A 26,557-nucleotide genomic window follows, 5' to 3' on the forward strand; every position below is an offset into this window, starting at 1 on the left:
AGAATGAACTCTCTAAGGGGCGTTCTCGATAATGATAATCATGATAGCTTTCGCCAAAGTGAAGATTGGTAACCTGTCACGGGGCGGCAAGGCACGCACTCTAGAACCCATAGTTGCGGATGACCATGATACCGAGTGGCAAGCCATCCTCGTACCCTTTGGTATTCTCAACACCCACAACGAGCAATTATCGATTTATATGGGGCAGTCGGCTGAAACCAGTGATTTTATCGTTGACTGTCTTACAGACTGGTGGCACAACAATCAACCCCATTACCCCCATCATTGCCTCTTAAATTTTTTCGGAGTTGCACACTTTTTGGATTCAGCGTGGGAAACGCATATGGAATTAAATACTCGCCCTTAGGAATTTGAGGATTTGTATTGTGGTTTCTGACTTCGTACCCCAGATTGCGTAAAGATTGGAGGTAAGAGAATACATCATCAGCATTAACTGCCCAGAGTAAGCCCAATTCTGGTGCTGATAATTGACTCGCAACGCCTATTCCTTCCAGAACACATTGAACAACATGCCAAAATTGCTCAACCTTGAAATGGCGATTAAATGTAAAACTACATCTAAGCCTGGGACTGTATTGGTAATAGCCAGAAAGCTGAACTAAATCAGCCATTCCTGTCAACTCAATTATTTTTTCCTCCAACGCTTTCCATAATGCTGTAAATACACACGGATCTAGGTGATTAGCGCATAGCTTTACTTTCTTAGCACCTAAAACCCATCCTTCATAGCCAAAGGCTGGAGTTATTTCAATAACATATTGATATTCTTCTTGCCAAATATCATCCTTCTGGGCTGTAATCGTCCAGCTAGAAGGGTTCAATTCGTATTTCAGATTAATCTTGACACTGTTGGATACTTGATTTTCATCCCAAGCAAAATCAGGAGCTAAGAATCTTACCGTTTGCTCATCAATATCATACGTTGGTAATAAGTTTGCAGTTTGCTGTTGTGTCTTGTAAAGGAGTGCGATCGCATCTTTAGCCTTCTGAGCATATCTCTCCGTCAACTGACGCTTACGCTGTCTAAATCCCAGCTTCTGAGATGGAGGCAAATAATACATGGGAAACGGTAGCTTCACCCCCATCACTTGCTCTAAAATACTCAGCGCTAAAATTCGTCCCAGTTGTGGCGGAACTGAATTTCCAATCTGTTCAATACAAACTTGACGATTCCCCACAATCTCATAATCATCAGGAAAAGTTTGCAACCGCTTGAGTTCTGCAAGGGTAAATCGACGATTTTCCCAACTAAAAGGGCCTGTGTATTGTCCCCCTTGGGCTTTAATCGTCCGCACGGGCATTTTTGGGTCAGCTTTATACAGAAAATCAGAGAACTTTGAACGCCAACTAAACACTGGTTGAGGATGTCCCATTTCGTCGGTATAAAAGCTATAGTTCAACCCTGGTGGAATATCAGTTAAAAGGTGCCCGTATCGACCCCCTATCCCCTCATCGGCCTCAGAAATATCAGCTCCTGCAACCGCTTCTCCCGCTGTGTAGAAGGGTTCGCAGCCTGGACAATCTGGCCCATGAGTCGGATAGGGAAATTGATAACTCCCTTCTCTCAAGCCCACAATAAATAAACGTTCTCGATGCTGGGGTACGCCATAATCGGCGGCATCGAGTACCCGAAAATGAATCGTATATCCCGCCTCTTTAAATGCTGTTTGGATTTCTTTCCAAGCTTCTCCGTTTTGCGCTCCCGTGATTCCGTAAACGTTCTCAAATAAGAATCCTTTGGGTTGAAGCGTTTTAAGGATACGGACATACTCTTGAAATAAAGTACCGCGAGCATCACTGGTTCCAGCCACTCCAGAGGCTCTCCTCCCAGCCGCCGAGAAGGTTTGGCACGGGGGGCCACCAATGATGAAATCAACTTTTAAATCGGGATTGGGAGAATATTCTCGAATATCAATGCAAACAGCATTGGAATTTTCTAACCATTTTCCGGGTTGTGAGTTGTGGTTGAGCGTCTGCACGTACTTGGCTTCCAGCTCAATCATTTGAACAATCTCAAAACCGCAGTTATGGAAGGCAATATCCAGTCCACCACCACCCGAAAATAGGCTCAGGGTTCTAATGGGAGCATGTCCCTGTCTGGAAAACCATCTTTGAAGCGATAAGCCAAAGCAATCAGGCCATGCTGGGTGACGACTGACATCCAGCGCTTGCAACATTTCCCCAAACCAGACCACTTTGTCTAGCTCAGTATTCGGTAGAGTCAAGGGGAGGGACAGTTGTTGCATGGGAGGCGTGATTCGGTCGTGATTGAACGGCAAACCTCTTTCCATCATGGATTGAGTTGCCACGTCAATCTAGCATGGCTCATCACTTTCGCTTCAAATATGCTAAATTTTCCCAGGCATAAGAATGGCTCCCTCTTATATCCCTGTTACGGCCTAATTCTTACAGGTACCGATTTTGTAGCACAGCAACCTTCGCCGCAAAGTTTCAGGTTTTGAGATTGAGGTTAACGTGCATAAGCAGGCAAGGCTGTCAAATCTAAACAACGATCCAAGCAACGGGTTTCTATTTTTTCTAACAGTACTTGAATCAAAGCGTATTGATTGACAACGGCTGATGGTACGCTCAAACCCGTCATTTCTCGCATGGGTATAGGCACATTCTGATCCAACTTAAACTGACCATCCTTAAGTTGGAATAAGGCGCACACCTGCTGCAATACCTGAACTTGAAATAGATGTTTTAGCTGTTCGTCTTGTAAAACACCTTGATTTTTCAGGCACAAACCCAACGGTTGATTGTTTCTATAAAACTGAAACAGCTTAGTAGCTACCTGCGGACTGACCCAATTGCGTTGCTTAATCAGCGAAATTAAACCTTGCTGATCTAATCGATTAGCTGCCGCTACGATCCGACCTTGATAAATCCAAATGTAATGGACTGATGGCATTGTTGATGAATAATCTGGCAAAGCCCGAAGTCTCAGCACGCCAGTTTTACGGCCCTTATCGATGAACTGAAATATCTCTGGCAAGGGAAAGTCTCGGAGAAAGCCAATGGTAGACATACGTTGTTCAATTAACGATTAGAAGACAGACTGAGAGAACTGACTACTACTTTCAGGTTTAAGCTGTTTTCTTCTAATTTTATATCTGTCTTAATAAAAATTTGCGATTATTATTCACAAGTATCTATCCTCATACCAGCTAACACTTGATTGAATATAAAGAAATATTAAATTTAGAAAATTCCTATCACGAAGCTGATGGTTTATGTTTACGGATTGGATATTTGTTGAACCTTAACATAGATCAATAATTCTCAGTTAAGGCTGTATAAGACACTACAAAAATATTGGGATTAATGTAGGATTTGCATTAAATAATGCACGGAAAAGCAGCGAGTGTAAGAAAGGATACAAGCACTCAGCCGGAATGTATAAAGAGACTGAATTGAATATCTACGATAATTATTCAGTGCTGTTGAGTCGATCAATTAAATCGTCAAGTTCTCGTTGCATCTGAGTACAGACTTTCTCATAGCACGCATCCACATAATCGCGATCGCTCGCCGCTTCCCGCCCATAACGCTCAAACACAATGGGCGCACAAACGCGGGTGTGGATCTGTATAGGCAAAGGAATATTCGGCAAAGGCCCAATTCCGACACCCCAAGGTAAGCCCAAATAAATGGGAAACACACCGATATCTGGGTCAAGCGACAAGGGAACACCCCATTCCTGTAGTTGTCGGACTTGCTGGTAAAAATCTCCCAGAATGATTAGAGTATCGTGGGCACCGTGAGAAATCGCAGGCACAATGGGTACCTCTTCCCGCAGAGCCAATTTAATAAATCCCTTACGTCCTGCAAAGTAAATGCGATCGCGCAGGCGATGAGGACGGAACATATCTTCAGCCCCGCCCGGATAGACGAGAACTGCTGCACCTCTTTGAAGGGCGGCGATCGCTGTTTTAGGGTGAGCAATGACAGCCCCTACCGGAGCCGCTAACCGACCCACGTTGGGGATTTTCCAAGCCAATCGGTGCATCAATCCATAGGTTAAGCGTTCATAGCCGAACCTGCGGTACCAATCGTACATAAACATCGAAGTATCCGGTGAAGCCGAGCCGCCATTATGGCTACCCACAATCAGCATCTTCCCCTGCGAGGGAATGTGATGCCAGCCCTCGGTTTGCACTCGAAAGTAAGAGTGGTACAACCATTCCCACACAGGCATCCAAGCTTTAATCACCTCAGGATCGCGCTGATCTAGCGACCAACCCTCATATAGATGCTCAGAGGCTTGAGCATGTCTTGCGTAACGAGCCGTCAAAAGATCGAAAAAATTAAACAATGGTTCTTAACCGCCCCAAACAAAGAAATAGCGTTTTTAGGATAATCGCGGGTTGGGTTCTCTGGCAAACCTGAACGATATTGTCCCACCCGCTTTCCGCCTCGAACAGAAGTCGCCCGCTGAGAAATGTGTGATGTTTTTTTAACATTTCACCCCGACGAACCAAAAATTGTTAAATTGGATACAGAAATATTTTTTTGAATTTCGTCTTTAATCGGAAATCTATGCAGAAGCAGAAGCCATTAGGCACCTAATTGTCGAAGTGACGGAGATCAATCGCTAAAAAACACTATCAAAAAGCTATTTGGAGGCACAGGATATGAAACTCTCTTACCGTGGCGTTAACTACGAAAATTCATCCCCCATGCTCGAAGTCATTGAAGGGGATATCGGTGGTACCTATCGGGGTCAAAATTGGAGATCGCACTATCTTAGACACATTCCCGAACCCGCACCTGTCCACGATCTGAAATATCGGGGTGTGGCTTACCGCACCGGGAAATCCGCTGTTGCTGTACCTTCTGCGGCGGGGGCACGCTGCACATTGCCCGGTTTCCACAAACGGGAACGAGAAAAAGAGTTGAATCAGCTAACGAGAACTCACCTGAGCAATATTCGCAACAGCTTAGAACGCCGGATGCAAGTCGCCAAAGCGAATGGGGATGAACAGCTAGTGCGCCTTTTAGAGCAAGAGAGAATGACGTTACCTCTCCAATAGTTTTTTCAGGAATGGGAGAGTTTCGAGTTCAAGTCAAACGTTGGGCGATCGTATGCGATCGCCTTTTTTTATGGCTGCTAGTTATAGCGGCGGATTTGACCTCACTATAAAATGCGTTCGCCGTCAACAGCCAAAAGCGTTAGCGTGGCAGTAAGCTTGTGCTTTGAGAAACTTCACAGAAACTGGCAAAATTTTCCAGGTAGCTACCTCCAGGAGATGACTCTGATGCTTGAATCTTATCGTCAACACGTTGCTGAACGAGCCGCTTTGGGTATTCCCCCCCTGCCGCTGAACGCCCAACAAACTGCCGAACTGTGCGAATTGCTGAAAAATCCACCTGCGGGTGAAGAAGAGACGTTAATGTCATTGTTGCGCGATCGCGTCCCACCTGGTGTCGATCCGGCGGCTTACGTCAAAGCTGGGTTTTTAACTGCGATCGCGAAAGAGGAAATCACCTGTCCCCTGATTACTCCCCAATGGGCGGTAAACCTTCTCGGCACGATGATGGGGGGTTACAATGTGCATTCCTTGATCGATTTACTCAAATCAAGCCATCCATCAATGGCAGCCTCAGCCGCCGCCGCCTTAAGTAAGACGCTACTGGTGTTTGATGCCTTTCACGACGTTCTGGCTTTGTCTGATATAAACCCTTACGCCAAACAGGTAATTGATTCTTGGGCAAATGCCGAATGGTTTATCACCCACCCTAAACTCGCGGAAGCGATTACCGTTACCGTGTTCAAAGTGCCGGGAGAAACGAATACTGATGATTTATCCCCCGCACCCCACGCCACCACCCGCCCGGATATCCCACTTCATGCCTTGGCAATGTTGGAATCCAAGATGCCAGGAGGCATCGAAACAATTGCCCAACTCAAGGAGAAAGGGCATCCTGTGGCGTATGTTGGGGATGTTGTGGGTACGGGTTCCTCCCGCAAATCCGCGATTAACTCCGTGCTGTGGCATATTGGCAACGATATTCCCTTTGTGCCGAATAAGCGGTCTGGGGGATATATTTTAGGAAGTGCGATCGCGCCTATCTTCTTCAACACGGCTGAAGATTCTGGTGCATTACCTATTGAGTGTGATGTCAGCCAGATGGAAACGGGGATGGTAATTACGATCCATCCTTATAAGGGAGAAATCACCAACGAAGCGGGAGAAGTGATTTCCACCTTTACCCTCAAGCCTGACACCATTCTCGATGAAGTCAGGGCGGGTGGACGGATTCCTTTATTAATTGGGCGCAGTCTCACCGACAAAACCCGCGAAGCCTTAGGATTAGAACCCAGCACCCTGTTCACCCGTCCCACAATGCCAACGGATACGGGCAAAGGCTTTACTCTGGCACAGAAAATGGTAGGGAAAGCTTGTGGTTTATCCGGTGTGCGTCCCGGTACCTCTTGCGAACCCCTGATGACGACCGTTGGTTCTCAGGATACCACCGGCCCGATGACTCGCGACGAATTGAAAGAACTTGCCTGTTTAGGGTTCAGTGCGGACTTGGTGATGCAGAGTTTCTGTCATACCGCCGCTTATCCCAAACCTGTGGATGTCAAAACTCACAAAGATTTACCGGATTTCTTCTCCTCTCGCGGTGGTGTAGCCTTGCGTCCTGGTGATGGCATTATTCACTCTTGGCTGAACCGGATGCTATTGCCGGATACCGTGGGAACTGGCGGCGACTCTCACACTCGTTTCCCCTTAGGGATTTCCTTTCCCGCGGGTTCTGGGTTAGTGGCGTTTGCCGGTGCCTTGGGTTTGATGCCGTTGGATATGCCGGAATCTGTCTTAGTGCGGTTTAAGGGTGAGTTGCAACCCGGTATCACGCTGCGGGATGTCGTGAATGCAATTCCCTATGTGGCGATGCAAAAAGGCTTGCTAACGGTGGAGAAGCAGAATAAGAAGAATATCTTCTCCGGGCGAATTATGGAAATTGAAGGGTTGCCTGATTTAAAAGTCGAGCAAGCCTTTGAACTCACTGATGCTAGCGCTGAACGTTCTTGTGCGGGTTGCACGATTAAGCTGAGTGTGGAGACAGTTTCGGAATATCTGCGATCGAATGTGGCGCTGTTGACAAATATGGTAGCGCGAGGCTATCAGGATGCGCGGACGATTATGCGCCGTGTTGCCAAGATGGAAGAGTGGTTGGCGAATCCCGTACTGATGGAAGCTGACGCCGATGCGGAGTATGTGGAAATTATCGAGATTGACTTGAATGAAATCAAGGAACCGATTGTCGCCGCTCCCAATGACCCGGATAATGTGAAGTTATTATCTGAAGTCGCTAATGACCCGGTTCATGAGGTGTTCGTTGGTTCCTGCATGACGAATATTGGTCATTATCGTGCCACAGCGAAGGTATTGGAAGGCGAACCCCCGGTTAAGACGCGCCTGTGGATTTGTCCCCCAACCCGGATGGATGAAAAGCAACTGAAGGAAGAGGGTATCTACGGTACATTTGGTGCGGCGGGTGCGAGAACGGAAATGCCGGGATGTTCTCTGTGCATGGGGAATCAGGCGCGTGTGGGAGATGGCACGACAGTGTTCTCGACTTCGACGCGCAACTTTAATAATCGCATGGGTAAAGATGCCCAAGTTTATCTCGGTTCTGCTGAATTAGCTGCCGTGTGTGCGATGTTAGGACGGATTCCTACTGTGCAGGAATATATGGACATTGTGGCGAAGAAGATTCATCCGTTTGCGGGTGATTTGTATCGGTATTTGAACTTCGATCAAATTGCTAATTTTGAGGATGAAGGGCGGGTGATTGCGTTGGAAGATATGCCTCGAATTGAGGATATTTTGGGGATGCCTACGGCAGCCAGGTAATTCATGTAGGGTGGGCATTTGCCCACCTTACTAATTCTCACTTTTGAAAAAGCTGAAAGATAGCGAGTAACTCAGGCCCTTCTATCGATATTGTAGAGGAGTCTTTTCTTGGCGGCTCAAATGCTTTCCGCTGGAATTAATTCGACCAAAAACTTCTGTGATATCCTCTTCTTCCATTGCGGTATAAATAGTTACTGCAAGTTGATAATCCAAAATATCAGCGCATTCTTTTCGTGAAAGCAGTATAGTATTTTCTTGAATTCTTTCAAAAATGCCTTCATCTGCTACTTGTTTAGCGTAAGAAAATTCCTCAGTATCAAAATATTTATCTTCAAAGGTAAATGAATTTTCTATAAAGCTGCAAATTGCATTTAGTCGTTGCATCCCATCTATAATTTCATACTTTCCACTTCCATATATTTGCGGACGTTCAGCTAATAAAATTAGGGGTATGGGATATCCTTTCAAAATACTTCCAATCAGTCTTTCTTTTTCTTCAACTGTCCAAATAAGCTTTCGTTGATACTTTCGATTGACTAGAAAACTGCCTGAGCGATAAAGACGGTACGCTTCAGTAACAGTCATTCCGCGTGGAACAATACTCATGATTACCATCTCTTATGTTAGAACTTATACAAACCTAACCCCCTAACCCCCTTCCCTGCAAGGGAAGGGGGAACAAGAACTCCGGTTCCCCTCTCCTACAAGGAGAGGGGCTGGGGGAGAGGTCATCCAAAATGTAAAAATACAAACCGATTATCATGCTTTGTTAATGAATAACCTTACTCCCCAACAATCCCCAACACCAAAACAGCAGTTAACTCACAACATCGTTATCGGACAAAAAGTAACCCCAGTCAAAGTACAACGCGCCAAGGAACTCCGTCGGCAAATGACTCAGGAAGAAAAAATCCTCTGGCAACACCTTCGCGCTAATCAATTGAATGGCTTACACTTCCGTCGTCAGCAAATTATTGATGGATTTATTGCAGATTTCTATTGTCACGCTGCCAGATTAGTCATAGAAGTAGATGGAGAAATTCATCAACAACAAGTTGAATACGATGCAGAACGCGATCGCATTTTGTTAGCACGAGGACTGCGGCTGTTGCGAATACAAAATGAACAAGTGAGACAGAATCTCGATCAGGTTTTAGCACGTATTTCGACAGCATGTTGCGAACAGACCTAATCCCCCAACCTCCTCATCCTCACTAAAGCTCCGGTCGCTCCGGTTCCCTGCAAGGGAAGGGGGAGCCGGAGTCTTATTCTTACTCCCCTCTCCTTGCAGGAGAGGGGTTGGGGGAGAGGTCAATCCAGATGCTTACCCCTCCTCATCCTTAAACAACCACTTCTTCTGTCCTTTCAGCAGAAGGCGTTACTGCTTCCATATCAGGCTGACAGTCAAACACCACCACAAAAGAAGCATGGGGCATAAGCTGACGCAAACACTGTAAATGACAATCAGCATCAGACCGACGGCGAAAGCGACCAACAATAGTCCGTTGACAATTCGGCAGAAGACAAGCGATCGCCTATGAACAGGAGCAAACAAAAAACCCCCAGAGGAGCGAACCATCTGGGGTGGAACTGTTAAGCCTTATTCTTTTCAAGGGGAAGGCTGATTGCTCCGGGTAAGTTCACAATCAGATTACAAGGATAATCTAAGTGCTGCTACAACAAGTCTAATGGCTATTTTCATCGCCGAATAATCCACTAGGCTTGCGCTTTTAATCCGCTTATTTTTCTCTCCTCAAAACAATAAAACAACTTGGTAACTGCGTTCAAGCATTTAAGTATAAGTCATGAATGCCCTAATTACCCCTACTAGGGCACCTAAAAGCAGGACAAGGATAGACAAAGAATTGATCCCAAAACCGAGCGTCCGTTTTTCTGCCGCTTGATAGTAACCCCAAGCATATAAAATGCGCCCAATCAGCCAAATAAATCCAATCCCCGCACCCCAAACAGGGCTGATAAATAGAGAGAATAACCACAAACTTGGCAACAAAAGAATGAGTTGCTCTAGCGTATTTTGCTGGACTCGAAACACTCGCTCAAAATCTGGATCTCCCGAAATTTGGGGTACAGGCACTTTATATTTGAATCTGGCTCTGCCAACATTGGCAGTCAGAACAAAGTAGAGAATTAGGGTTAAAACCGTCACCAAACTCGGAAAAATAAGTGTTTTTAGTTCGATCATGGCAACACATCCTGAAAATTATTCGAGGTAGGGCATGATAGTATTCATACTAGCCCTGTAGTAGCTCTCTAACTTCTTTAAAAATTAGTTAACTCAAAATTTTACGGTGAGTGAAGCTCTTTATGATCTTTATGAAGAGTAATCAACCAGACATCACATAACAGGGAGAGCAAAAGTACTTGGCGATTAAGCCGAAGTTCCCCTACATGGGAACTTCGGCTTAAAACTCACTGTAGGCTCGAAGCTTTAGCGAGGATTTAGTTTGTATAGCCCCAAACTAGAAGTTGGTGGGCAATTGGCTTCTTTTCCAGGTATAGCTAAAAGCGGATAACTCAGTGTTAATTACGCACCCACAGATTCTTTCGCCGCATACATCACTTCCAGAGTGATTTCACTAAAGCCACGCTCACGAGCAAACTTCTCAGTATTGCGCTTCACTTTACCGCGAACGAAACCAGGCACCTTGTTCAATTCTGCCTGAGCTTCTTTATTCCAACCGAGGTCAGAATCAGCAGAAATTCCTCTAGTAATCACTTCCTTGGTGTCGTGACCGCCGAAGATTTCCAACAAGTGATCTTCCATTCCCAAGGTGAAGGAATTGTAGACCAAATCAGCCATTTGATTTGTGCCTTCGTAACCCAGGAATGGCTTATAACCGATGGGGAAATCTTGAACATGGATAGGCGCAGCGATAACACCACAAGGGATGCTTAAACGCTTGCCGACGTGCCGTTCCATTTGGGTACCGAAGATAGCCGACGGTTCAATGCGTGCGATCGCATCCCCAATGGCTCCATTATCATCACTAATGAGTACTTCATCGCAGTATTCGCTCACCTGATCGCGGAACCACTGTTCATCGTACTTGCAGTAGGTACCCGCCAAGACAACGTGAATTCCCATCTCCCGCGCCAAAATCTTAGTCATGGCAGCCGCGTGCGTATTATCGCCAAAGACAACCGCCTTTTTCCCCGTCAAATTCTGGCAGTCAATGGAACGAGAGAACCAAGCCGCTTGGGAAACGTACAGGGTTTGGTTGTTGATGTAGTCTTCGTAATTAACATCAGCACCTTGGGCATTAATCACCTGTTGAATCTTGCGGATACAACGAGCTGTTTCCACAACTCCCATAGGAGTAATGTCTACAAAAGGCGTCCCGAACTCTTGTTCCAGGTAACGCGCTGCCATCAAGCCGATTTCTCGATAAGGCACCAGGTTAAACCAAGCACGAGGCAAATTCTTCAGGTTGTGAACCGAAGCCCCTTCTGGAATCACCTCGTTGACCTCAATGCCGAGGTCAGCCATTAACCGCTTCAGTTCGGTGCAATCGTGGTGATTGTGGAAGCCGAGGGAAGAAATGCCAATGATATTGACGGAAGGCTTTTCCGTTTTGCCTTCTGGCAGATTGCCTTGCTTGCGTGCCTTGGCGATGTAAAACTGGACAATTTGCTCCAAGGTGCGGTCTGCCGCTTGTAGTTCATTGACGCGGTAGTGGTTCACGTCCGCTAGCATCACATCCCCTTTAGCATCCAACTGAGCACGTTGGACAAAGTTTTCCAGGTCTTCTTGCAAGATGCTGGAGGTGCAGGTGGGTGTGAGAACAATCAAGTCGGGGGTTTCCTCAGCATCCTTGCGGGTGATGTTGTTCACCACTTTTTCCTGGGAACCGCGTGCCAAGACATTCCGGTCAACGGAACTGATCGTCACTGGGGTAAAATTGCGATCGCGTTCTAGCATGGAGCGCATGACATTGAAGTAGTCATCTCCAATCGGCGCGTGCATGATGGCATGGACGTTTTTAAAAGAACTGGAGACGCGCAAGGTACCAATGTGGGCGGGGCCTGCATACATCCAGTAAGCCAATTTCATACAGTGTTCTCCCTAGTGGTCAAAAAAAATCTCTAATTGAGGAAACGTGGGGAATGATTGCTCTGTTTTTGAGATCGTTTCTGATTGTCTCAGACTTGAAGTCCTTTCTGAGTCCGGACTTACAAGGGTTCAACTTTCTTAGCAATGCCTCAACCCTCCTGCCTGCATGACATTCAGCTCCGACTAAAACAATGTTACTGTTGTTTTAGTGAAATGATTTTTAATGTTTCTCTACATTCTGTAGGAATTGTCGCTAGAGTTGACAACGCCTAAAGGACGTGAGCTTTCTGGCTGATGTTCTGTAAGCTTCCTAAGATCTCAATTAATTCACTAGGTTGCTGAATTAAAAAATCGGGATTGTGTTTAGCTAATACTTCTCCTGAATTAAACCCCCAAGTCACAGCAATGACTTTAATATGAATTTTTTTTGACGCCTCAATATCCCGTGTTTCATCTCCTACGTAAAGAATTTCGTCTAAATTGAGATTATTTTGTTTCATTAATTTCCGAATTGACTTATCTTTACTAAATAGAGACGTTTCTGAATAGATAAAACTAAATAAATCTTGCATTCCATGTTTTTTCAAGAACAGCTTAACATTCTCTTCAGAGTTAGAAGTTAATATTCCCAAACAGTAGCCTTCATGCTTTAACTGAACAAGCGAGTCTTGAATTCCAGGAATCGTTTGAAGATTGAGAATTTCCTGATGTAAATATTCTCTAATTTTTTTGAGAAAAAAAGGAAGTCTTAAGAGAGAAACTCCTGACTGCCTAATGATTTCCCTAGAACTTAAATTCTTAATTTTAGGAATTTCTTCGGGAGTCGTTGGTGGATAGCCAAACTCTAAAGCTAAGCGATTGCTAATCATGACAAGGGCGTCGAAGGTATCAGCCAATGTGCCATCAAAATCAAAAACAATTACTTTTTTACTCATTATTGTGGCTGGATTTTTCAAAAACGAACAAATCAGGGCTAGGGAAAAGAAGCACGCCTTTTTTGATCTGAGTTTTGATGGCTAAAGGTTGAAATCTTTGAATATCTCCCTGCATCAAAAATCACTCATTAGAGACTTGAGTCGCCTTAAGATTGGCTTGAGCATTTCGTCGTAGCATTTCTGGTTTAATCCGCCGCAGCGCCGATGCCGGGAAGCGTCGGTTCCACTCATTTTCTGAAAGAGTTGCTAATTCTGTAAGTTTAGGAGCCACATTCCAGGGATAGGGCTGAAATTCTGCCACATCGGTTTCTTGGGCAAAACGTTGATTCCAAGGGCAAACGTCCTGACAGATATCACAACCCGCAACCCAGCCTTGTAAATGGGGTGCAAGAGATTCCGGTAATTCTTGACGCCGATTCTCTATTGTATGGTAAGCAATGCAACGATTGGCATCGACCACAAACGGTTTGGTGATTGCACCTGTCGGACAAGCGTCAAGACAACGAGTACAGGTACCGCAATGTTGGGTATGAGGAGTGTCTGGGGTTAAGGGCAGATTCGTCAAAACTTCCCCTAAAAACACCCAACTGCCATACTCTCGTGTAATTACATTAGCATTTTTGGCAATCCAACCTATTCCAGCTCGCTGTGCCCAGACTTTGTCCTGAACCGGCCCTGTGTCAGCATAGTAGCGAGCTAAAATCCCTTCACCTTGTGCTGAGAGCCAGTTCGTTAATGCCTTCAATTTTTTATGCATTACCTTGTGGTAATCTCGACCCCAACCGTAACGGGAGATTTTGGCATATTCGGAACCTTGTGGACGCTGGTGAGGGGTGTAGTAATTCAGCGCCACACAAATAACCGACTGAACCTCTGGCATACAGGCACGGATGTCAAACCGTCGGGGATGATCCATCCAAGCCATATCCGCGTGGTAGCCTAGAGCCAGCCATGCCTTGAGATGTTCCCCTGGAGATGAGGACGCTTGATCATCTACAGCCGCGATTCCACATAAATGAAAACCAAGTGATCGCGCTTCCTGTTTGACCTGACTACTGCTGACGGATATTTCCTCTGACAGTGACATTGATCACAAATTTCCCAAACTATTAATAATAATTTTTCTGGAAGTCCCTTGATAATTTTTATTTGTATTTTTAATAAAACGTTGCAACGTCAAATCAGGAGGTCAAGCAACAGATACATGCCTCCTATTGTTTGAATCACAACTACGACACAGCGACGCGGACAGAATCAGCTAATCGGTATTCAAGTTGCAGGATAAGAAGCTGGGGACGCTGGGGGAGATAGGAGAGAAGATTATGCCAGGTTTTATGCACATCAGCTTATCTAACCTGATATCGACAAAAAGTGCTGCACGTTCTTTCTAAAAGGGCAGGTGTAAACCTGCTTTTTTCCTTTACAACTAATGTCGTAATTAAAAAATTTAGGATGCTCTGATGACCCTTGCTCAAGGTGAAAGTACAAATACTCAGCCAGCTACGGCTGTTGACGGGATTATAGAAGGAATTGATGAATCTGTAGTGTGGCGTTATTTTCAAACGATGAACGCGGCTGATTATGAAGGTACGGCGGCGTTGTTTGCGCCAACAGGTGCGCTGCATCCACCGTTTGAGGAGCCAATAGAAGGGGCAGAGGCGATCGCAACTTACCTGAAAGCCGAAGCTAAGGCAATGCAGCTATTCCCTAGGCAGGGAATTGCCGAAACTTTAGAAGAAGACCAAATTCAAGTCCAGGTTAAAGGCAAAGTCCAGACTTCTTTGTTCGGCGTCAACGTTGCCTGGATCTTTATCCTCAACCCAGAACGGGAAATTCTTTACGCCCAGATTAAGCTATTAGCCTCTCCCCAAGAGCTACTCAACCTCCGGCGCTGATAGAAATTCGCTACTGACGCCTTGTAGCTTTCAAGGCGCTACAGTCATAAAAAACCGTGGGACTGGTTGTTCCACGGCGTTCGGCATGAGGAGCCTTAACTTAACTACATCGGATTGTAGAGCTAACTCACCAGCGACAATATTCTGGTAACGGTTTTGGTAACCGGACTCCTGTTTGTAAATAGAAGTGTTGTGGTTGAGTTAACGGTGTATCGAACTAACACAAACTTGTTCAGCCAGTTTGAGGAAAAACTCGATGTAACGAATAGGGAGGGGTAACTGAGCTTATTTTTTCTTGGTTGTCCAAACGGTTGTGAACATCATCAGCATTCCACCAATGAAGATGGCGATCGCTAGTGCACCTGCCACCCAATTGAGCCACTCAGTATTTTCCATCACTCTATACTCGCAAAGACACTAGTACAACAAAACTCTCATGCCTCATTATCGGCTAAAGGCTTGTGAGCATGGCTCACTCTTCAGAGTAATGTAGTTAGCTACAGCCTATCTGGAACATAACCTGAGTTGCCTGATCAGCTATTGTGCCTTGAACTTGCATAGCTTGGACGGGCGGGATGTCCATCTCACAAGAAATGTCGGCTCTTGAAACAGGCTTTCTGAACTCATTGTTAGCTTAGTTGCTGAATACCGACTTTGTCGTCAACAGCAGGAGAACGGGATCAGGCTCCGGCTTCTCCCGCTCTTACGGCTTAAGTCAGTGTCATTTAGCTCTTGGTGTACTTATCGATGATTTTGGCTAAGCTGGGTACTGCCGTCTCCACCTCACTCTTGGCTGACCCGCGAAGTTGCTTATACGCGCCTCGCACGATGCCGTTGCTGGTTTTCTCGATTCGGGCATCGGTGATGCCCAGCAGTGCGTCAGCCGCACGAGAGCTGTTCTGGCTGAGGTATTGAACCGGGTCACCCGTTTGTGTTCCCTCATTCCACATCGGTTCGAGTGCACTTAGGCATTCCGGCAGCAGCCGCTCGATGGCTCCTTCAATATAACCCGGCTTGACTCCCTTTACAGTTCCATAGGCGGCTTTCCATGCCATCCCACCAATGCCGCCCTTGGCACTGACCTGTTCGTCTATCAACTTTACGGTGTCAGCCACTAAGCTATCCTTTTTCTTTGCGTCATTCAGACCGTCGGTAAGTCCCATTTCGATTCTCCTTAATGTCAAAGTGCCTAAGTTCTAGGTACTGGCAAATTTGGGAAATGATATTTTCCACCATCACCCAGATATTTAAAGCCTTGCTCCATTATTTTCTGGCGTTTAGGCAGGATATCTGGATTATTTGAGAGATTTCTTAGCTGCCTAAGCGAACCGTCCTTCTCTCTCATTTCATTACTTACACCGAGTATAGGGTTGACTAGATTGGCAAAGGAGAGTTCATCAAAATTTTACATTTTCTAAAAATCTAAACAGGCGTAATTAGGCGGCGAATGCCCGTCTATCTCCCCAGAGTTCATCCCGCAGCCAACACCGTTCAAAGTCCAGCTTGCCTATTAACAGGCAAAGAGTTCTTTGAGCTGATGATTGAGCCACCACTCGATTACTAGCGACTGAAAGAAAACGAGGGTTTATCAACTCACTCTTTTCGGTTGTATGAGACTCACTGCATTAAAGCGTTGTGATATCTTTTTCCTTCTCAGCTAGCGATTCATCAATCTTTGTGATGTATTTATCCGTCAATTTTTGAATCTTATCTTGAAGATCTTTCGACTCATCCTCAGAGATTTCACTACCTTTTTCCTGTTTGCGGACAGAGTCAACAGCGTCGCGGCGAATATTGCGAATCGCCACTTTCCCTTCTTCCGCAAACTTGCTAGCCATTTTCACAAACTCCTTGCGGCGTTCGCTTGTTAATGGCGGAACATTCAACCGAATGACCTGACCGTCGTTATTGGGAGTCAAGCCAATGTCTGAGAGCTGAATGGCTTTCTCGATTACGTTCAGACTGGTCTTGTCATAGGGTTGGATGGTAATGGTACTCGCATCCGGCGTATTGATATTAGCCAGAGACTTCAGGGGCGTAGGGGAACCATAATATTCCACCATCACCCGGTCGAGTAGGGTCGCATTGGCGCGACCTGTACGAATGGTATTGAAAGCGCGTTGAGTTGCCTCTACGGCTTTCTGCATATGACTTTCAGCATCAGATAACTTCACAAAAACCTCCCACAATGGTTCCGACAGGTTCTCCCTTAACAGCGCGGTGGATATTACCCCGCACCGTAAGATCAAATACCATAATCGGGATATTATTCTCTTTACATAATGCGATCGCTGTACTGTCCATCACCCGTAAGTCATGAGTCAGGACATGACTGTAGGTAAGGCTCTGAAAGCGGCGGGCTGTTGGATTTTGATGAGGGTCGGAATCATAAATTCCATCGACTTTCGTCGCCTTAAAGATCACTTCAGCATCGATTTCTGCGGCGCGTAGGGCAGCCGTTGTGTCAGTTGTAAAGAAAGGATTACCACTACCTGCGCCAAAAATTACAACACGCCCTTTTTCCAGATGGCGAATGGCTCGACGGCGGATATAGGGTTCTGCCACTTCTTGCATTGCGATCGCCGTTTGGACTCGTGTGGGTATTCCCATGCGCTCCAAGGCATCTTGCAAAGTCATAGCGTTCATTACTGTGGCAATCATCCCGATGTAGTCAGCCGTTGCCCGATCCATTCCTGCCGCTGAGGCTTTGATTCCACGAAAGATGTTACCGCCGCCAACCACGATGGCCATTTGGACGCCTTCACCCACCACCTCGGCGACTTCAGTCGCAATTTCTTGAACGACACTCGGATCAATACCGTAGCCCAGTTCGCCCATCAAGGCTTCACCGCTCAACTTTAGTAAAACCCGTCGGTATTTTATCCCCATGCTACGACTCTTTTTTCTCGATTTCCTCCCCCATACGATAACAGTCTAGAGGTTTGTCTGTCTCTATTACCGATGTTGGTCTTCTCCATTACTCATTACCCATTACCCATTACCCATTTTTAACTCGTTTCGCCACTTAATCGTGCAGCCAATTGCCTTTGTTGCGTCGGGATGAACCTCTTGCCCTGAGAGTAAAGCCGCGATCGCATTTTGCAAATAAGGCACTGTAACGGCGCTTGCCTCCTGCGGATTATCATCAATTCGACCGTTATAGCGGAGAATTCCCTCCCGGTCGATCACAAACGCCTCTGGCGTTCTTTCCGCACCAAAGCTATGCGCCACATCCTGAGTGGAATCCCAAAGGTAAGGAAAATTAAGTTGCCTTTCTATGGCAAATTGCTTCATCGTTTTGAAGCTTTCTTCGGAGTCTTGCTGAACATCATTCGCGTTAATGCCCACCAAAGTAAAGCCTTGGTTTTGAAACTGAGCTTGAATTTGCTTGAGTCTGTCTAAATAAGACAAGACAACAGGACAGTGGTTGCTTAAGAAGATGACTCCTATAACTTGCCAATTTTGTAGGTAATAGGAGAGGTGGTGAACCTTATCATCAATTCCTGGCAGTTCAAAATCCGGAGCATAACTGCCAACAGGAGTTCCAGTCTTTTCCATGAGAGTCATATGGCTGAGTTGTTATCAACAAAATTTTTCCTTGACCCGAACTCATCAGATAGTGTTTTCATAAAGATGAGGGCGTCAAAATTGGCCCTCATCTAGCTTTACTAACCTTTTACGTTAGCTTGATAGCCAATTAACTTATAGACTAGTTTGGCGGCTGTAAATTGAGACACAACTGAATCAACAATAGGTGCTAATTCCATCACATCGCAGCCAATAACTTGATGGGTTTCAAACACTCGCCGGAGGAAGTCAGTCAGCCCATACCAGCTCAATCCACCGGGTTCGGGTGTACCCACTCCCGGCATCATAGAGGGATCGATGCCATCTACATCAATCGTGATAAAAACCCGTTGTGTAGAAATTTTGGCGATCGCTTGTTCTATCCAATTCGGATTTTTGGCAATCTCCCGTGCCCAGATTACTGGAATTGATTGAGCTTTAATCAAGTCAGCCTCTTCTTTACACAGACTGCGGATGCCAACCGGGAGAGTGGGTAACCCCATATCTAAAACTCGGCGCATCACGCAGGCATGGCTGTGAATCGAACCTTCGTACTCATAGCGCATGTCGCCATGGGCATCGATTTGAATCACCGTGAAGGGTTCGTTTAAGGCAAGGCGGTAGGCATCAACAATACCTGTTGTAATGCTGTGTTCGCCGCCTAAGGCAATGACAAATTTGCCATCTTGAATCAGTTGAGACACGGTGTCGCGAGTGACTTCCAGCATCTTTTCGGAGGAAATCGGTGGCAAAGAGCGCGTATCGGCAATATAGGAGTGTGTGTGGACTAGAGCATCCTTCCACGTTTCGCGATCGAGTTCATCATCGTAGTAATCTAGCTGCACAGAGGCTTCTAGGAGCGCTTCTGGCCCATTTTGGCAGCCTTTGCGGTAGCTTGTTGTCGCCTCAAAGGGTATGGGTAAAATGACCACTTGTGACGCTTCGTAAGATGCCTGAAATTCAGGCCCTAGAAATGGCTGAACGGTAGTAGATGTTTGCAGGAGCATCAAAGGAACACCAAAAACTTTGCAGAAAATGATCGTTACACAATTTCCGACGAAGCGGCAAAGGCAACTTGAGTCAATGGCTGTATTGAACTCTAGCCTGAGTGAGGGGCTAGAGGACAGACGCTGACTGAGTTGTGGTAACTCTCGTTAACAGGGGTGTAGGGATTTACCCCTAGGCTAGTTGTTCAAAACTTGCGGTACTTTACCGGAGTTAAAGAACTACTTCTATAACGATAGGACAATTCGCCGGTTGAGAAAATCGCTAGATTTATATATGACTCGCTGCTGCTCAGTTGCCAATATCAACGGGTGTACGTGCGATCGTTTGATCATTGGTTAGCAACATCTAATACTTCTGATAGTTGACACCATATGCAGCGGTCTAAGACTTCGTTAGGCTGTTTATAAAACTTTTTCCATCACTTCTGGCTCGCCCATAGGGAGCTATGTGTCGTTTCGCAAAACTTTAAATGGCTGATTATTGCTTTCCCATGTGCGAATGCCCAGGTAAATTTGCGTCTTGCGAAAGTAAGTTTCTTCGTAGGCAAGCCGTAAATTACACTCAAGACTGATCGGTTCAACATCACTAGCTTTGCTGGAGCCAATTGCCTTACGTAAGCCGAGGGACAGGATTTCCACTAAGTCATGACCGCAGCAGACTTGCCAGGGATCATGGCTGCTGCTTTTCTGGCTTGTTAGCCGTTGTTGTAGATCTTCACTTTCCAGCGAGAATGCTTGGGATTTATTCTTAACTTCTTGAATTAGTCTGAATTCATCAATTTGCAGGGTTTGCTCATCAATGAATTTTCTGAATGTAATGCCATCAAAGGTCAGATTTAATTCATCACGTTGAGAAATCCAAAGTAGATAACCAACCGACGTACCAGCTTCAAGTAATGCTGTTCTCACATCTCGACCAAACCTGATAATTTTCTCCTCCGAACCGAACTCAGCAATCACCTTATCGAGAGCGAAGGAATTGAGCAGCATAGTTTCAAGGTCATGGGTATCTGTACGAAGCAGATTAGGGCTGTGATGTGATGAAGTTTCAAGACGATCAAAATCTGCATCAACAATGGCTAAAACTCCTTGAAAACTTGAGTTCTCCAAAATCCTCAGAACTTCAATAACTCTAAGCTTGCTGGAGGGTTTGCCTGAAACAGTAACTACTTCACAGCCTGCCTTGTCAATAAAACGCTCATAGAAAATCTTATCTGATCTACCTTCAACTAATAAAAAAGTACCTGAAAAACTACTGCGTTTTAGTCGAATTGCATTGGCTTCACGGTCAACTGAAAGATACTCTCTCACTTGGCTGGTCCTTTCAGTTCAACTGTCAAATCCCAGCGATCTTGAATGATATCTGGTGAGTGAGTAGCCATTAAAACATCTAAATCTGCAAGTCCTGTGATTTCTTTCAAGTCCTTTAAAAACTGAGCCTGCCATCCCACATGGAGAGATAGTTCAGGCTCATCAATCAAGACTAGAGAATCAGGTCGGACTTTAAATAGTAGTTCGTACAGAAGAACCAATTCATGTTGCTCACCCGATGACAAATCGGTTGGGAAAAGAGTTTTTAAATCAGAGGACGAGGGATGATAAAGTGTCTTAAAAATAAACCCTTTCTCTTTATTGAAGTTCATCTCTTTATAGGAATAAGCAAACTTATTATTAATAATTCTCCTCAATAGATCAATTTTGCTGGCAATTTCATTAAAAACACTCAGCTTCTTTTCTACATCCTCAACATACACTGATAAGATATTTTTTGTACTTTCATCTATGGCTTGAGGCTGGATTTGAAAGTCTGAGTTTTCATCCTTATCTAATAGACCCACTTCTATAAGACGAGAGCGAGTCTCCTCAAGTTCGTTTAGCTGATGACGAAGTTGTTCATCTGTTATATCGGGAGATGGTTGTTGTTGTACCACCCTCGCAGGAAATGTTCTATCCAGGGATTGAGATGTTGTACCGTATTCAGCAAGCTTAGACTGAATAAGCTGTGCAAGCTCATCAGAATAGGCAGAAACAGTTGGCAACATTGAAGGTGCCCCAGAATACAATCTGGAAGAACGACTAGGGACAACGTTTAGTAAACGTTGTGATTCTATGAGACGAACATTAATATTATTCTTCAAGTTCTCTAGCCACTCAGGTTCTTCTCGGGACTTTACTTTTGAGGGTAGAAGGTCTTCAAAACGATCTATAACTTCGTTTAAAGAAAGAGTTTCACCAGTTGGTAGATACCGCCAAAATTTAGAGCCTACTCGACGAATTTCAGGTATTATGTCTTCTAAAATGTCAATTGGAAAGTCTAGCTCAGGAGGTTGCTTACTTCGAGTTAGGAAAAAAGGGATTCTTTCTGAGTTAGGCTTGTAAAAGTAAAAACTTATAGGATTTCTTTTATTTGTCTTTTCCGAAGTGTTAGAAGTTTTTACTACCTCAACACTATTACCATTATCAAACTCAACGCTGAAACTGCTAAACGGGATAGCCCGAAACACTGAATATCGGGAATTAAAGACGGCATTCAGCATCCTCAGCATGGCTGTTTTTCCAAAGCCATTCGGACCATGAATAATTGTAATTCGCTCATCCATGTTCAACGGAATCACATGGTCAAAAATTCCAAATAAGCCACTGACGGAAATTTGCTGAATTCGCATAGTCTTCGAGTCTATAGCCATAGGCTTCTTGACTCCGATTGTAACCTCGATCCACCTCACTCACTGCCAGCCTTATCTCGTCCAGTTTCCGCAACTCGCTACGCTATCTGCTCCATGTAAGGGCAAGGCATACCTTGCGCCTACGAAAATGCTGTATTAAAGCAGAAAATTCGTAAGTCCTAGGTTTGTTACAAAATATAAAAAAGAAAAGTAATACGAAAAACCGACTCTAGGCTAAGGCACGTTTATCTCCCATGACCCTTTCTTCTTCCACCACCCCAATCAACCCGAACACCGTGATGAAAACCTGGATATGGCGAGATTTCCCCATTGCCTATCAATCCCAAGGGGACAAAGGCCCTGCCGTTGTGTTGGTACACGGTTTTGGGGCATCCTCCGGGCATTGGCGCAAGAACTTGCCCGTACTAGGGGAAAACTGTCGTTGTTATGCCATTGACTTAATCGGTTTTGGGGCGTCCGCCAAGCCAACTCCCAAGCTGGAAATTGAGTACACCTTTGAAACCTGGGGGCAGCAGATTGCTGATTTCTGTCGAGAAGTTGTGGGGAGTCCTGCTTTTTTAGTCGGTAATTCCATCGGTTGTATCGTGGCGATGCAAGCTGCCGTGGATTATCCCGATATCGTCTTAGGAGTAGCGATGCTCAACTGTTCTCTGCGGCTGCTACATGACCGCAAACGATCTGAACTGCCTTGGTATAGAAGCATGGGAGCACCACTCGTTCAAGGGTTGCTCAGTATTAAGTGGATTGGTCAACTGTTTTTCGGGCAACTGGCTAAGCCCAAGGTTGTGCGTAACATCCTTTCACAAGCCTATCGGAATCCTGAAGCCGTGTCCGACGAACTGGTCGATCTCCTCATGGCACCGGCGGCTGACATTGGGGCGGTAGATGTATTTGTGGCCTTCACTCGCTATTCTCAAGGCCCGCTACCAGAAGACCTTTTACCTCTGTTGCCTTGTCCTGCGATATTTTTGTGGGGAACGGAAGACCCTTGGGAACCGATTGATTTGGGACGAGGGTTGGCAGACTATCCTCAAGTAGAAAAGTTTGTTCCCTTAGAAGGCGTGGGTCATTGTCCTCAAGATGAGGCACCAGAACTGGTTAATCCCATTTTGCAGGATTGGATCACGACGAAGGCTGAAGTCTATCAGGGTGAAAGTGAATCGATGAATCCCCAGACGTAGTGAAAGCACAGTCGTGGGTACTTCACTGGAACCGGATAGACATTAACCCCAAATAAGGGGCTGACTTGGCAATATGGCTGCGTCTAAGCCACAGGGCCTGTATCGTTAAGCGATCCGGGCACTCAATCACTAACTCTACTCCTCGAAGCACCAATTTACACTGTTGCAACATTTTTCGGTGGGGCAACTTCTGGTGCTGGAGAAAAAGCGCGATCGCTCTCTGGTTTAATGCAGTGTAGTCCATGTTCAACTCTACCTATGAAATCGCGGATCGGTTCGTTCGTTACACTTGGCTCCCTCTACCTATAAATCAATAGATGCTCTTGCCACGATCAATGTTAAAGATCATAGCAATTGCTCAAAAGCTTGTTGTCAGGATTGTTGGATTTCTGTAATCAGAAAATCAGGGAAGTGACATCCTCCCACACTGTAATCTTTGATTACAGTGTGGGCTTCCAAACCTCACAGTTTGGCATTCCTAGTTTTTCTCTTACGAGGTTTCGCCTCTGACCTAGACAGACTTTCATCTGTCCCTGGCAGACCGACTGCATAGGCGTTTTCTGTTCCGCAGAGTCCCTGCGTACTCAATTGATCTAAACCACGCAACCTGATTACTTCTGATGCTGCATGATCTCTATCCGTCTCATATCCGCATTCACCACATCGATGTACTCGTAGGACAAGTTCTTTCTTGCCCGTGTGCGTCCCACACTTTGGACAAGTTTGAGACGTTCCATCAGGGTTGACACGGGCAAAGTAGACTTGATGTTTCTTTGCTACCCATTCCAGTACGTTGAGAAACTGACCAAAAGCAGCATCCAGAGTATGTTTTCTCAACATCCCTCTGGACATTGCTTGAAGATTCAAATCCTCAACAAACACCATCCCTATACCTGGCTTGGCACACAGATGGTTAGCCAGTTTGAACTGCCAATCTTTCCGAACACTCTTCATGTGGTTGTGGAATCTGGCAACCTTAATTCGAGCTTTCTCGCGGTTTGATGAACCCTTCTTCGTTCTGGCATACTTGCGTTGCAGCAATTCCAGCTTGCAGCAGATAGGCAACACTTAATAAGTTGAAAAGCGCTATTGGGAAGAAGCTTCTTTTTGGAGCCAGTCTTGGCCCAACTGAATGGTGACATCTGAACCCAGATTGCCGGTACTGTCAACGCGTACCTCACCAAATCCCAAATGACCACGGATAGCACTAGCGCCCTGAGGGTCTCCCTGCTGCGCGACAATACGAGTGACTCGCAACGGTTCGTGCCAATTATTATCAATGGAAATGTTTCGGTAACCAGCCTCCTGAAGATTTTTAATCAGAGAAGAAGCGGCATCTGGCTGACCCGTGCTATCTTGAATCGCAATTCGCAAATAGGCTGGGTCAACTTCACGAGTTTCGCTAAAGCCTTGGTCAAAATATCGAGCTACCATGCGCTGGATACCGCGCTTGTGCGGTATCCAGTAACTGACATCGTGCCGCCCATCCCCGTTAAACTCACCCGGCACCATGAGCATTTGCATGTTGGATCGATTGGTTTGAACACCGAAACTCACCAACGCAACGAGTTCTTCCACACTTAAATTAGTGTCAATGTGGGACTGAATAAGGGAGAGAATTTTCGGCAGTCGTGACAAAGTGGCAGGATTGAGCGCTTGCTCCGTGAGTGCTCTCATCACAAGTTGCTGCCGCTGCACTCGACCAATATCGCCATTTTTGTCGTAGCGAAAACGTAAAAGCTGTAGGGCTTTCTCCCCATCCAAGTGCTGTTTGCCCTTCTTCAGGTTGATATAAAGGTGCTGAGAATCATCTTGATACTTCATATCTTGCGGGACATAGACGGTCACGCCCCCTAAAGCATCAACCAAACTTTGAACCCCCTGAACATTCACTCGGATATAGCGGTCAATGCCAACACCACCTAATAGATCACTTACTGTCTTCGCTGTCAGTGCAGGCCCACCGTGGACATTGGCAGCATTGATTTTGTTAGTGCCATGTCCCTCTATATAAGCGCGAGTATCGCGAGGAATGGAGAGTGCAGTTAACCTCTTTGCCTCTGGGTCAAACCGCAGCAGGAGCATCGTATCAGTATGCCCGTCAAAAGAGTTGATCAGCTCATAGGCAGGCTTGTCCACCTGTTTGCCCTGTAAATCAGAGGCAAGAACTTTAGTTCCTAAAATTAAAATATTGACCGGTCGAGTCAATTCGGGTAAATGAAGATTGCCCGTAGCCATGCTTCCACCCTGAGTAAACATCGCTGCCTCATCAGGACGGAGGAGACTTTGCTGGAATGGCTTACTAGAGAGTGATACGGCTACTAGCGCACCGGCTGTCGCCGACAACATAGCCACACCAGTAAAGCCCATCCAAAGCCAGAGCCAATGCCCTCGCTTTCCTTTGAAAGACTTTTTCCGAACAGGGCGATTAGCGTCGCTGGCAAGCTGGGCGTAATCCCTGTTCTGCCCCGAAGCAGATTGTTGATAAGTTTTTCGAGCAGACACTTAGCTTCCTCACACACACACGCAAAAGGGATGGAAATCTTTGAAGATAACTCACCGATGCACTAATGCTTAACCCTGAGTCTAATATGAAGTGTTGAATAAGAACACTCATAGCAGCTTTTCTGACAGTTTGCAGCAAAACCCGGTAAATCCTTGAAGGAATTCAAGCAATCCGTCAAAAACAACTATTAAACACTGGCTTATGCCTTAGCGGCAAGAGCTTTATGCGCGAAGGTTGAATTATAAGTGTTTGCGTAAGGTTTTTTCAGCAATCTGGGTTATTCCAGGAAGACGCGGTAGCTTGCGTTGCCACAAACGTACCATCAACCCAATACTTACCAAAAAATAGCCAGAGGTCAGCAGACTATTCATAAATAACAAGCGTAGCGTCCAAAATTCCGAGGTTTGCGCTCCTGCTCCTACGGCTAATAAAAGGTAGCCCAGCAGCCAAGCGAACGCCAAGGTAATAGACAAGCGACTCACGCTCTGTTGTTCCCGCGTCCCCTGACGGCGATAAAGCGTCCACAGGGCTGGGAAAAAGCCAAAGACGGGAATCAGGTATACAAACATCTGCAAACGCTGAAGCTCTCGATTTTCAAGTGGATCAGGCTCTCTCATGTCGGTTAGGGGTAGGGAGATGGGGCGTGGTGGAAGGGATTAAACGGTGAGGTACCAGCGCTTCAGATCACCGACTTGTTGAAGAAGTCGATGATTTCGTCTTCACCCATGATTGAGGATGGCTCTATTAATACCCTAACGCTAGTCAAAATTTTTATCTTGAGTTGCGTTCAAATGCCAAGATGTAGAGGGAGCAAGGGA

At 45.7% G+C, this 26,557-nt stretch carries 25 protein-coding genes and 1 pseudogene; 6 read left to right on the top strand and 20 right to left on the bottom strand.

Annotated features, from left to right (window positions below):
* Nucleotides 1–40: 40 nt before the first annotated feature.
* Nucleotides 41–226: pseudogene (locus NDI48_18640) on the top strand (transposase).
* Nucleotides 227–242: 16 nt separating this feature from the next.
* Here the strand turns inward: NDI48_18640 and NDI48_18645 are convergent.
* The 3 genes from NDI48_18645 to NDI48_18655 form a co-directional block, all read right to left on the bottom strand.
* Nucleotides 243–2,330, bottom strand: a complete 2,088-nt coding sequence (locus NDI48_18645; protein MEP0833191.1) for a DNA cytosine methyltransferase — start codon at nucleotides 2,328–2,330, stop codon at nucleotides 243–245.
* 161 nt (nucleotides 2,331–2,491) lie between these two features.
* On the bottom strand, nucleotides 2,492–3,052 hold the full coding sequence (locus tag NDI48_18650) for a DUF4388 domain-containing protein (GenBank protein MEP0833192.1): 561 nt from the start codon (nucleotides 3,050–3,052) through the stop codon (nucleotides 2,492–2,494).
* A gap of 402 nt (nucleotides 3,053–3,454) precedes the next feature.
* A complete protein-coding gene (locus NDI48_18655; GenBank protein ID MEP0833193.1) occupies nucleotides 3,455–4,339 on the bottom strand; it encodes an acyltransferase family protein in 885 nt (294 codons plus the stop codon).
* A 319-nt stretch (nucleotides 4,340–4,658) separates the two neighbouring features.
* On the opposite strand from NDI48_18655, the gene NDI48_18660 reads away from it, so the two are divergent.
* Together NDI48_18660 and acnB are read left to right on the top strand one after the other, a co-directional pair.
* The gene (locus NDI48_18660; GenBank protein MEP0833194.1) at nucleotides 4,659–5,057 is read left to right on the top strand and encodes a DUF4278 domain-containing protein; all 399 of its coding nucleotides are present in this window, start codon (nucleotides 4,659–4,661) and stop codon (nucleotides 5,055–5,057) included.
* Between the two features lie 225 nt (nucleotides 5,058–5,282).
* Entirely contained in the window at nucleotides 5,283–7,889 is a 2,607-nt protein-coding gene (acnB, locus tag NDI48_18665; protein MEP0833195.1) for a bifunctional aconitate hydratase 2/2-methylisocitrate dehydratase, read from the top strand.
* Between the two features lie 81 nt (nucleotides 7,890–7,970).
* On the opposite strand, the gene NDI48_18670 is transcribed toward acnB, so the two are convergent.
* Nucleotides 7,971–8,495, bottom strand: coding sequence for a DUF262 domain-containing protein (locus NDI48_18670; protein MEP0833196.1), 525 nt, complete (start codon nucleotides 8,493–8,495; stop codon nucleotides 7,971–7,973).
* A 166-nt stretch (nucleotides 8,496–8,661) separates the two neighbouring features.
* On the opposite strand from NDI48_18670, the gene NDI48_18675 reads away from it, so the two are divergent.
* Nucleotides 8,662–9,081 carry a DUF559 domain-containing protein gene (locus NDI48_18675; protein ID MEP0833197.1) on the top strand — a complete coding sequence of 140 codons (420 nt, stop codon included), beginning with the start codon at nucleotides 8,662–8,664 and terminating at the stop codon, nucleotides 9,079–9,081.
* Between the two features lie 148 nt (nucleotides 9,082–9,229).
* On the opposite strand, the gene NDI48_18680 is transcribed toward NDI48_18675, so the two are convergent.
* From NDI48_18680 to queG, 5 genes are all read right to left on the bottom strand, one after another.
* Nucleotides 9,230–9,421 (bottom strand): hypothetical protein, encoded by a 192-nt coding sequence (locus NDI48_18680; GenBank protein MEP0833198.1) that lies wholly within the window; start codon nucleotides 9,419–9,421, stop codon nucleotides 9,230–9,232.
* 260 nt (nucleotides 9,422–9,681) lie between these two features.
* Nucleotides 9,682–10,092 carry an MAPEG family protein gene (locus NDI48_18685; GenBank protein MEP0833199.1) on the bottom strand — a complete coding sequence of 137 codons (411 nt, stop codon included), beginning with the start codon at nucleotides 10,090–10,092 and terminating at the stop codon, nucleotides 9,682–9,684.
* Nucleotides 10,093–10,434: 342 nt separating this feature from the next.
* Nucleotides 10,435–11,961, bottom strand: a complete 1,527-nt coding sequence (gene bchB, locus NDI48_18690) for a ferredoxin:protochlorophyllide reductase (ATP-dependent) subunit B (protein ID MEP0833200.1) — start codon at nucleotides 11,959–11,961, stop codon at nucleotides 10,435–10,437.
* A 269-nt stretch (nucleotides 11,962–12,230) separates the two neighbouring features.
* Nucleotides 12,231–12,896, bottom strand: a complete 666-nt coding sequence (locus tag NDI48_18695; GenBank protein MEP0833201.1) for an HAD-IA family hydrolase — start codon at nucleotides 12,894–12,896, stop codon at nucleotides 12,231–12,233.
* 121 nt (nucleotides 12,897–13,017) lie between these two features.
* Entirely contained in the window at nucleotides 13,018–13,983 is a 966-nt protein-coding gene (queG, locus tag NDI48_18700; protein ID MEP0833202.1) for a tRNA epoxyqueuosine(34) reductase QueG, read from the bottom strand.
* 373 nt (nucleotides 13,984–14,356) lie between these two features.
* Between queG and NDI48_18705 the strand changes: the two genes are divergently transcribed.
* Complete coding sequence (locus NDI48_18705) at nucleotides 14,357–14,791, top strand: ketosteroid isomerase family protein (GenBank protein ID MEP0833203.1); 435 nt, start codon at nucleotides 14,357–14,359, stop codon at nucleotides 14,789–14,791.
* Between the two features lie 725 nt (nucleotides 14,792–15,516).
* Here the strand turns inward: NDI48_18705 and NDI48_18710 are convergent.
* The 7 genes from NDI48_18710 to NDI48_18740 all read right to left on the bottom strand — a co-directional run bounded on the left by NDI48_18710 (nucleotide 15,517) and on the right by NDI48_18740 (nucleotide 22,031).
* Nucleotides 15,517–15,954: a hypothetical protein gene (locus NDI48_18710; GenBank protein MEP0833204.1), complete on the bottom strand. Its 438-nt coding sequence runs from the start codon at nucleotides 15,952–15,954 to the stop codon at nucleotides 15,517–15,519.
* A 462-nt stretch (nucleotides 15,955–16,416) separates the two neighbouring features.
* Entirely contained in the window at nucleotides 16,417–16,965 is a 549-nt protein-coding gene (gene frr, locus NDI48_18715; GenBank protein ID MEP0833205.1) for a ribosome recycling factor, read from the bottom strand.
* Complete coding sequence (gene pyrH, locus NDI48_18720) at nucleotides 16,952–17,680, bottom strand: UMP kinase (protein ID MEP0833206.1); 729 nt, start codon at nucleotides 17,678–17,680, stop codon at nucleotides 16,952–16,954. The genes frr and pyrH overlap by 14 nt, the downstream gene beginning before the upstream one ends.
* Nucleotides 17,681–17,782: 102 nt before the next feature.
* Nucleotides 17,783–18,349 carry a thioredoxin family protein gene (locus NDI48_18725; protein MEP0833207.1) on the bottom strand — a complete coding sequence of 189 codons (567 nt, stop codon included), beginning with the start codon at nucleotides 18,347–18,349 and terminating at the stop codon, nucleotides 17,783–17,785.
* A 110-nt stretch (nucleotides 18,350–18,459) separates the two neighbouring features.
* Nucleotides 18,460–19,365 (bottom strand): agmatinase, encoded by a 906-nt coding sequence (gene speB / locus NDI48_18730; GenBank protein ID MEP0833208.1) that lies wholly within the window; start codon nucleotides 19,363–19,365, stop codon nucleotides 18,460–18,462.
* 444 nt (nucleotides 19,366–19,809) lie between these two features.
* Complete coding sequence (locus tag NDI48_18735; protein MEP0833209.1) at nucleotides 19,810–20,676, bottom strand: DUF4435 domain-containing protein; 867 nt, start codon at nucleotides 20,674–20,676, stop codon at nucleotides 19,810–19,812.
* Nucleotides 20,673–22,031, bottom strand: a complete 1,359-nt coding sequence (locus tag NDI48_18740; protein MEP0833210.1) for an AAA family ATPase — start codon at nucleotides 22,029–22,031, stop codon at nucleotides 20,673–20,675. Before NDI48_18740 ends, NDI48_18735 begins: the two co-directional genes overlap by 4 nt.
* 254 nt (nucleotides 22,032–22,285) lie before the next feature.
* Between NDI48_18740 and NDI48_18745 the strand changes: the two genes are divergently transcribed.
* Nucleotides 22,286–23,233, top strand: a complete 948-nt coding sequence (locus NDI48_18745) for an alpha/beta fold hydrolase (GenBank protein MEP0833211.1) — start codon at nucleotides 22,286–22,288, stop codon at nucleotides 23,231–23,233.
* A gap of 22 nt (nucleotides 23,234–23,255) precedes the next feature.
* On the opposite strand, the gene NDI48_18750 is transcribed toward NDI48_18745, so the two are convergent.
* The 4 genes from NDI48_18750 to NDI48_18765 all read right to left on the bottom strand — a co-directional run bounded on the left by NDI48_18750 (nucleotide 23,256) and on the right by NDI48_18765 (nucleotide 26,356).
* On the bottom strand, nucleotides 23,256–23,477 hold the full coding sequence (locus NDI48_18750; GenBank protein ID MEP0833212.1) for a hypothetical protein: 222 nt from the start codon (nucleotides 23,475–23,477) through the stop codon (nucleotides 23,256–23,258).
* A gap of 218 nt (nucleotides 23,478–23,695) precedes the next feature.
* Nucleotides 23,696–24,301 (bottom strand): transposase, encoded by a 606-nt coding sequence (locus tag NDI48_18755; protein ID MEP0833213.1) that lies wholly within the window; start codon nucleotides 24,299–24,301, stop codon nucleotides 23,696–23,698.
* A gap of 18 nt (nucleotides 24,302–24,319) precedes the next feature.
* Complete coding sequence (locus tag NDI48_18760; GenBank protein ID MEP0833214.1) at nucleotides 24,320–25,738, bottom strand: LCP family protein; 1,419 nt, start codon at nucleotides 25,736–25,738, stop codon at nucleotides 24,320–24,322.
* Between the two features lie 240 nt (nucleotides 25,739–25,978).
* Nucleotides 25,979–26,356, bottom strand: coding sequence for a hypothetical protein (locus NDI48_18765; GenBank protein MEP0833215.1), 378 nt, complete (start codon nucleotides 26,354–26,356; stop codon nucleotides 25,979–25,981).
* Between the last annotated feature and the right edge of the window lie 201 nt (nucleotides 26,357–26,557).

Origin of the sequence: Microcoleus sp. AS-A8 (assembly GCA_039962225.1) — a bacterium.
Taxonomy (GTDB): Bacteria; Cyanobacteriota; Cyanobacteriia; order Cyanobacteriales; family Coleofasciculaceae; genus Allocoleopsis.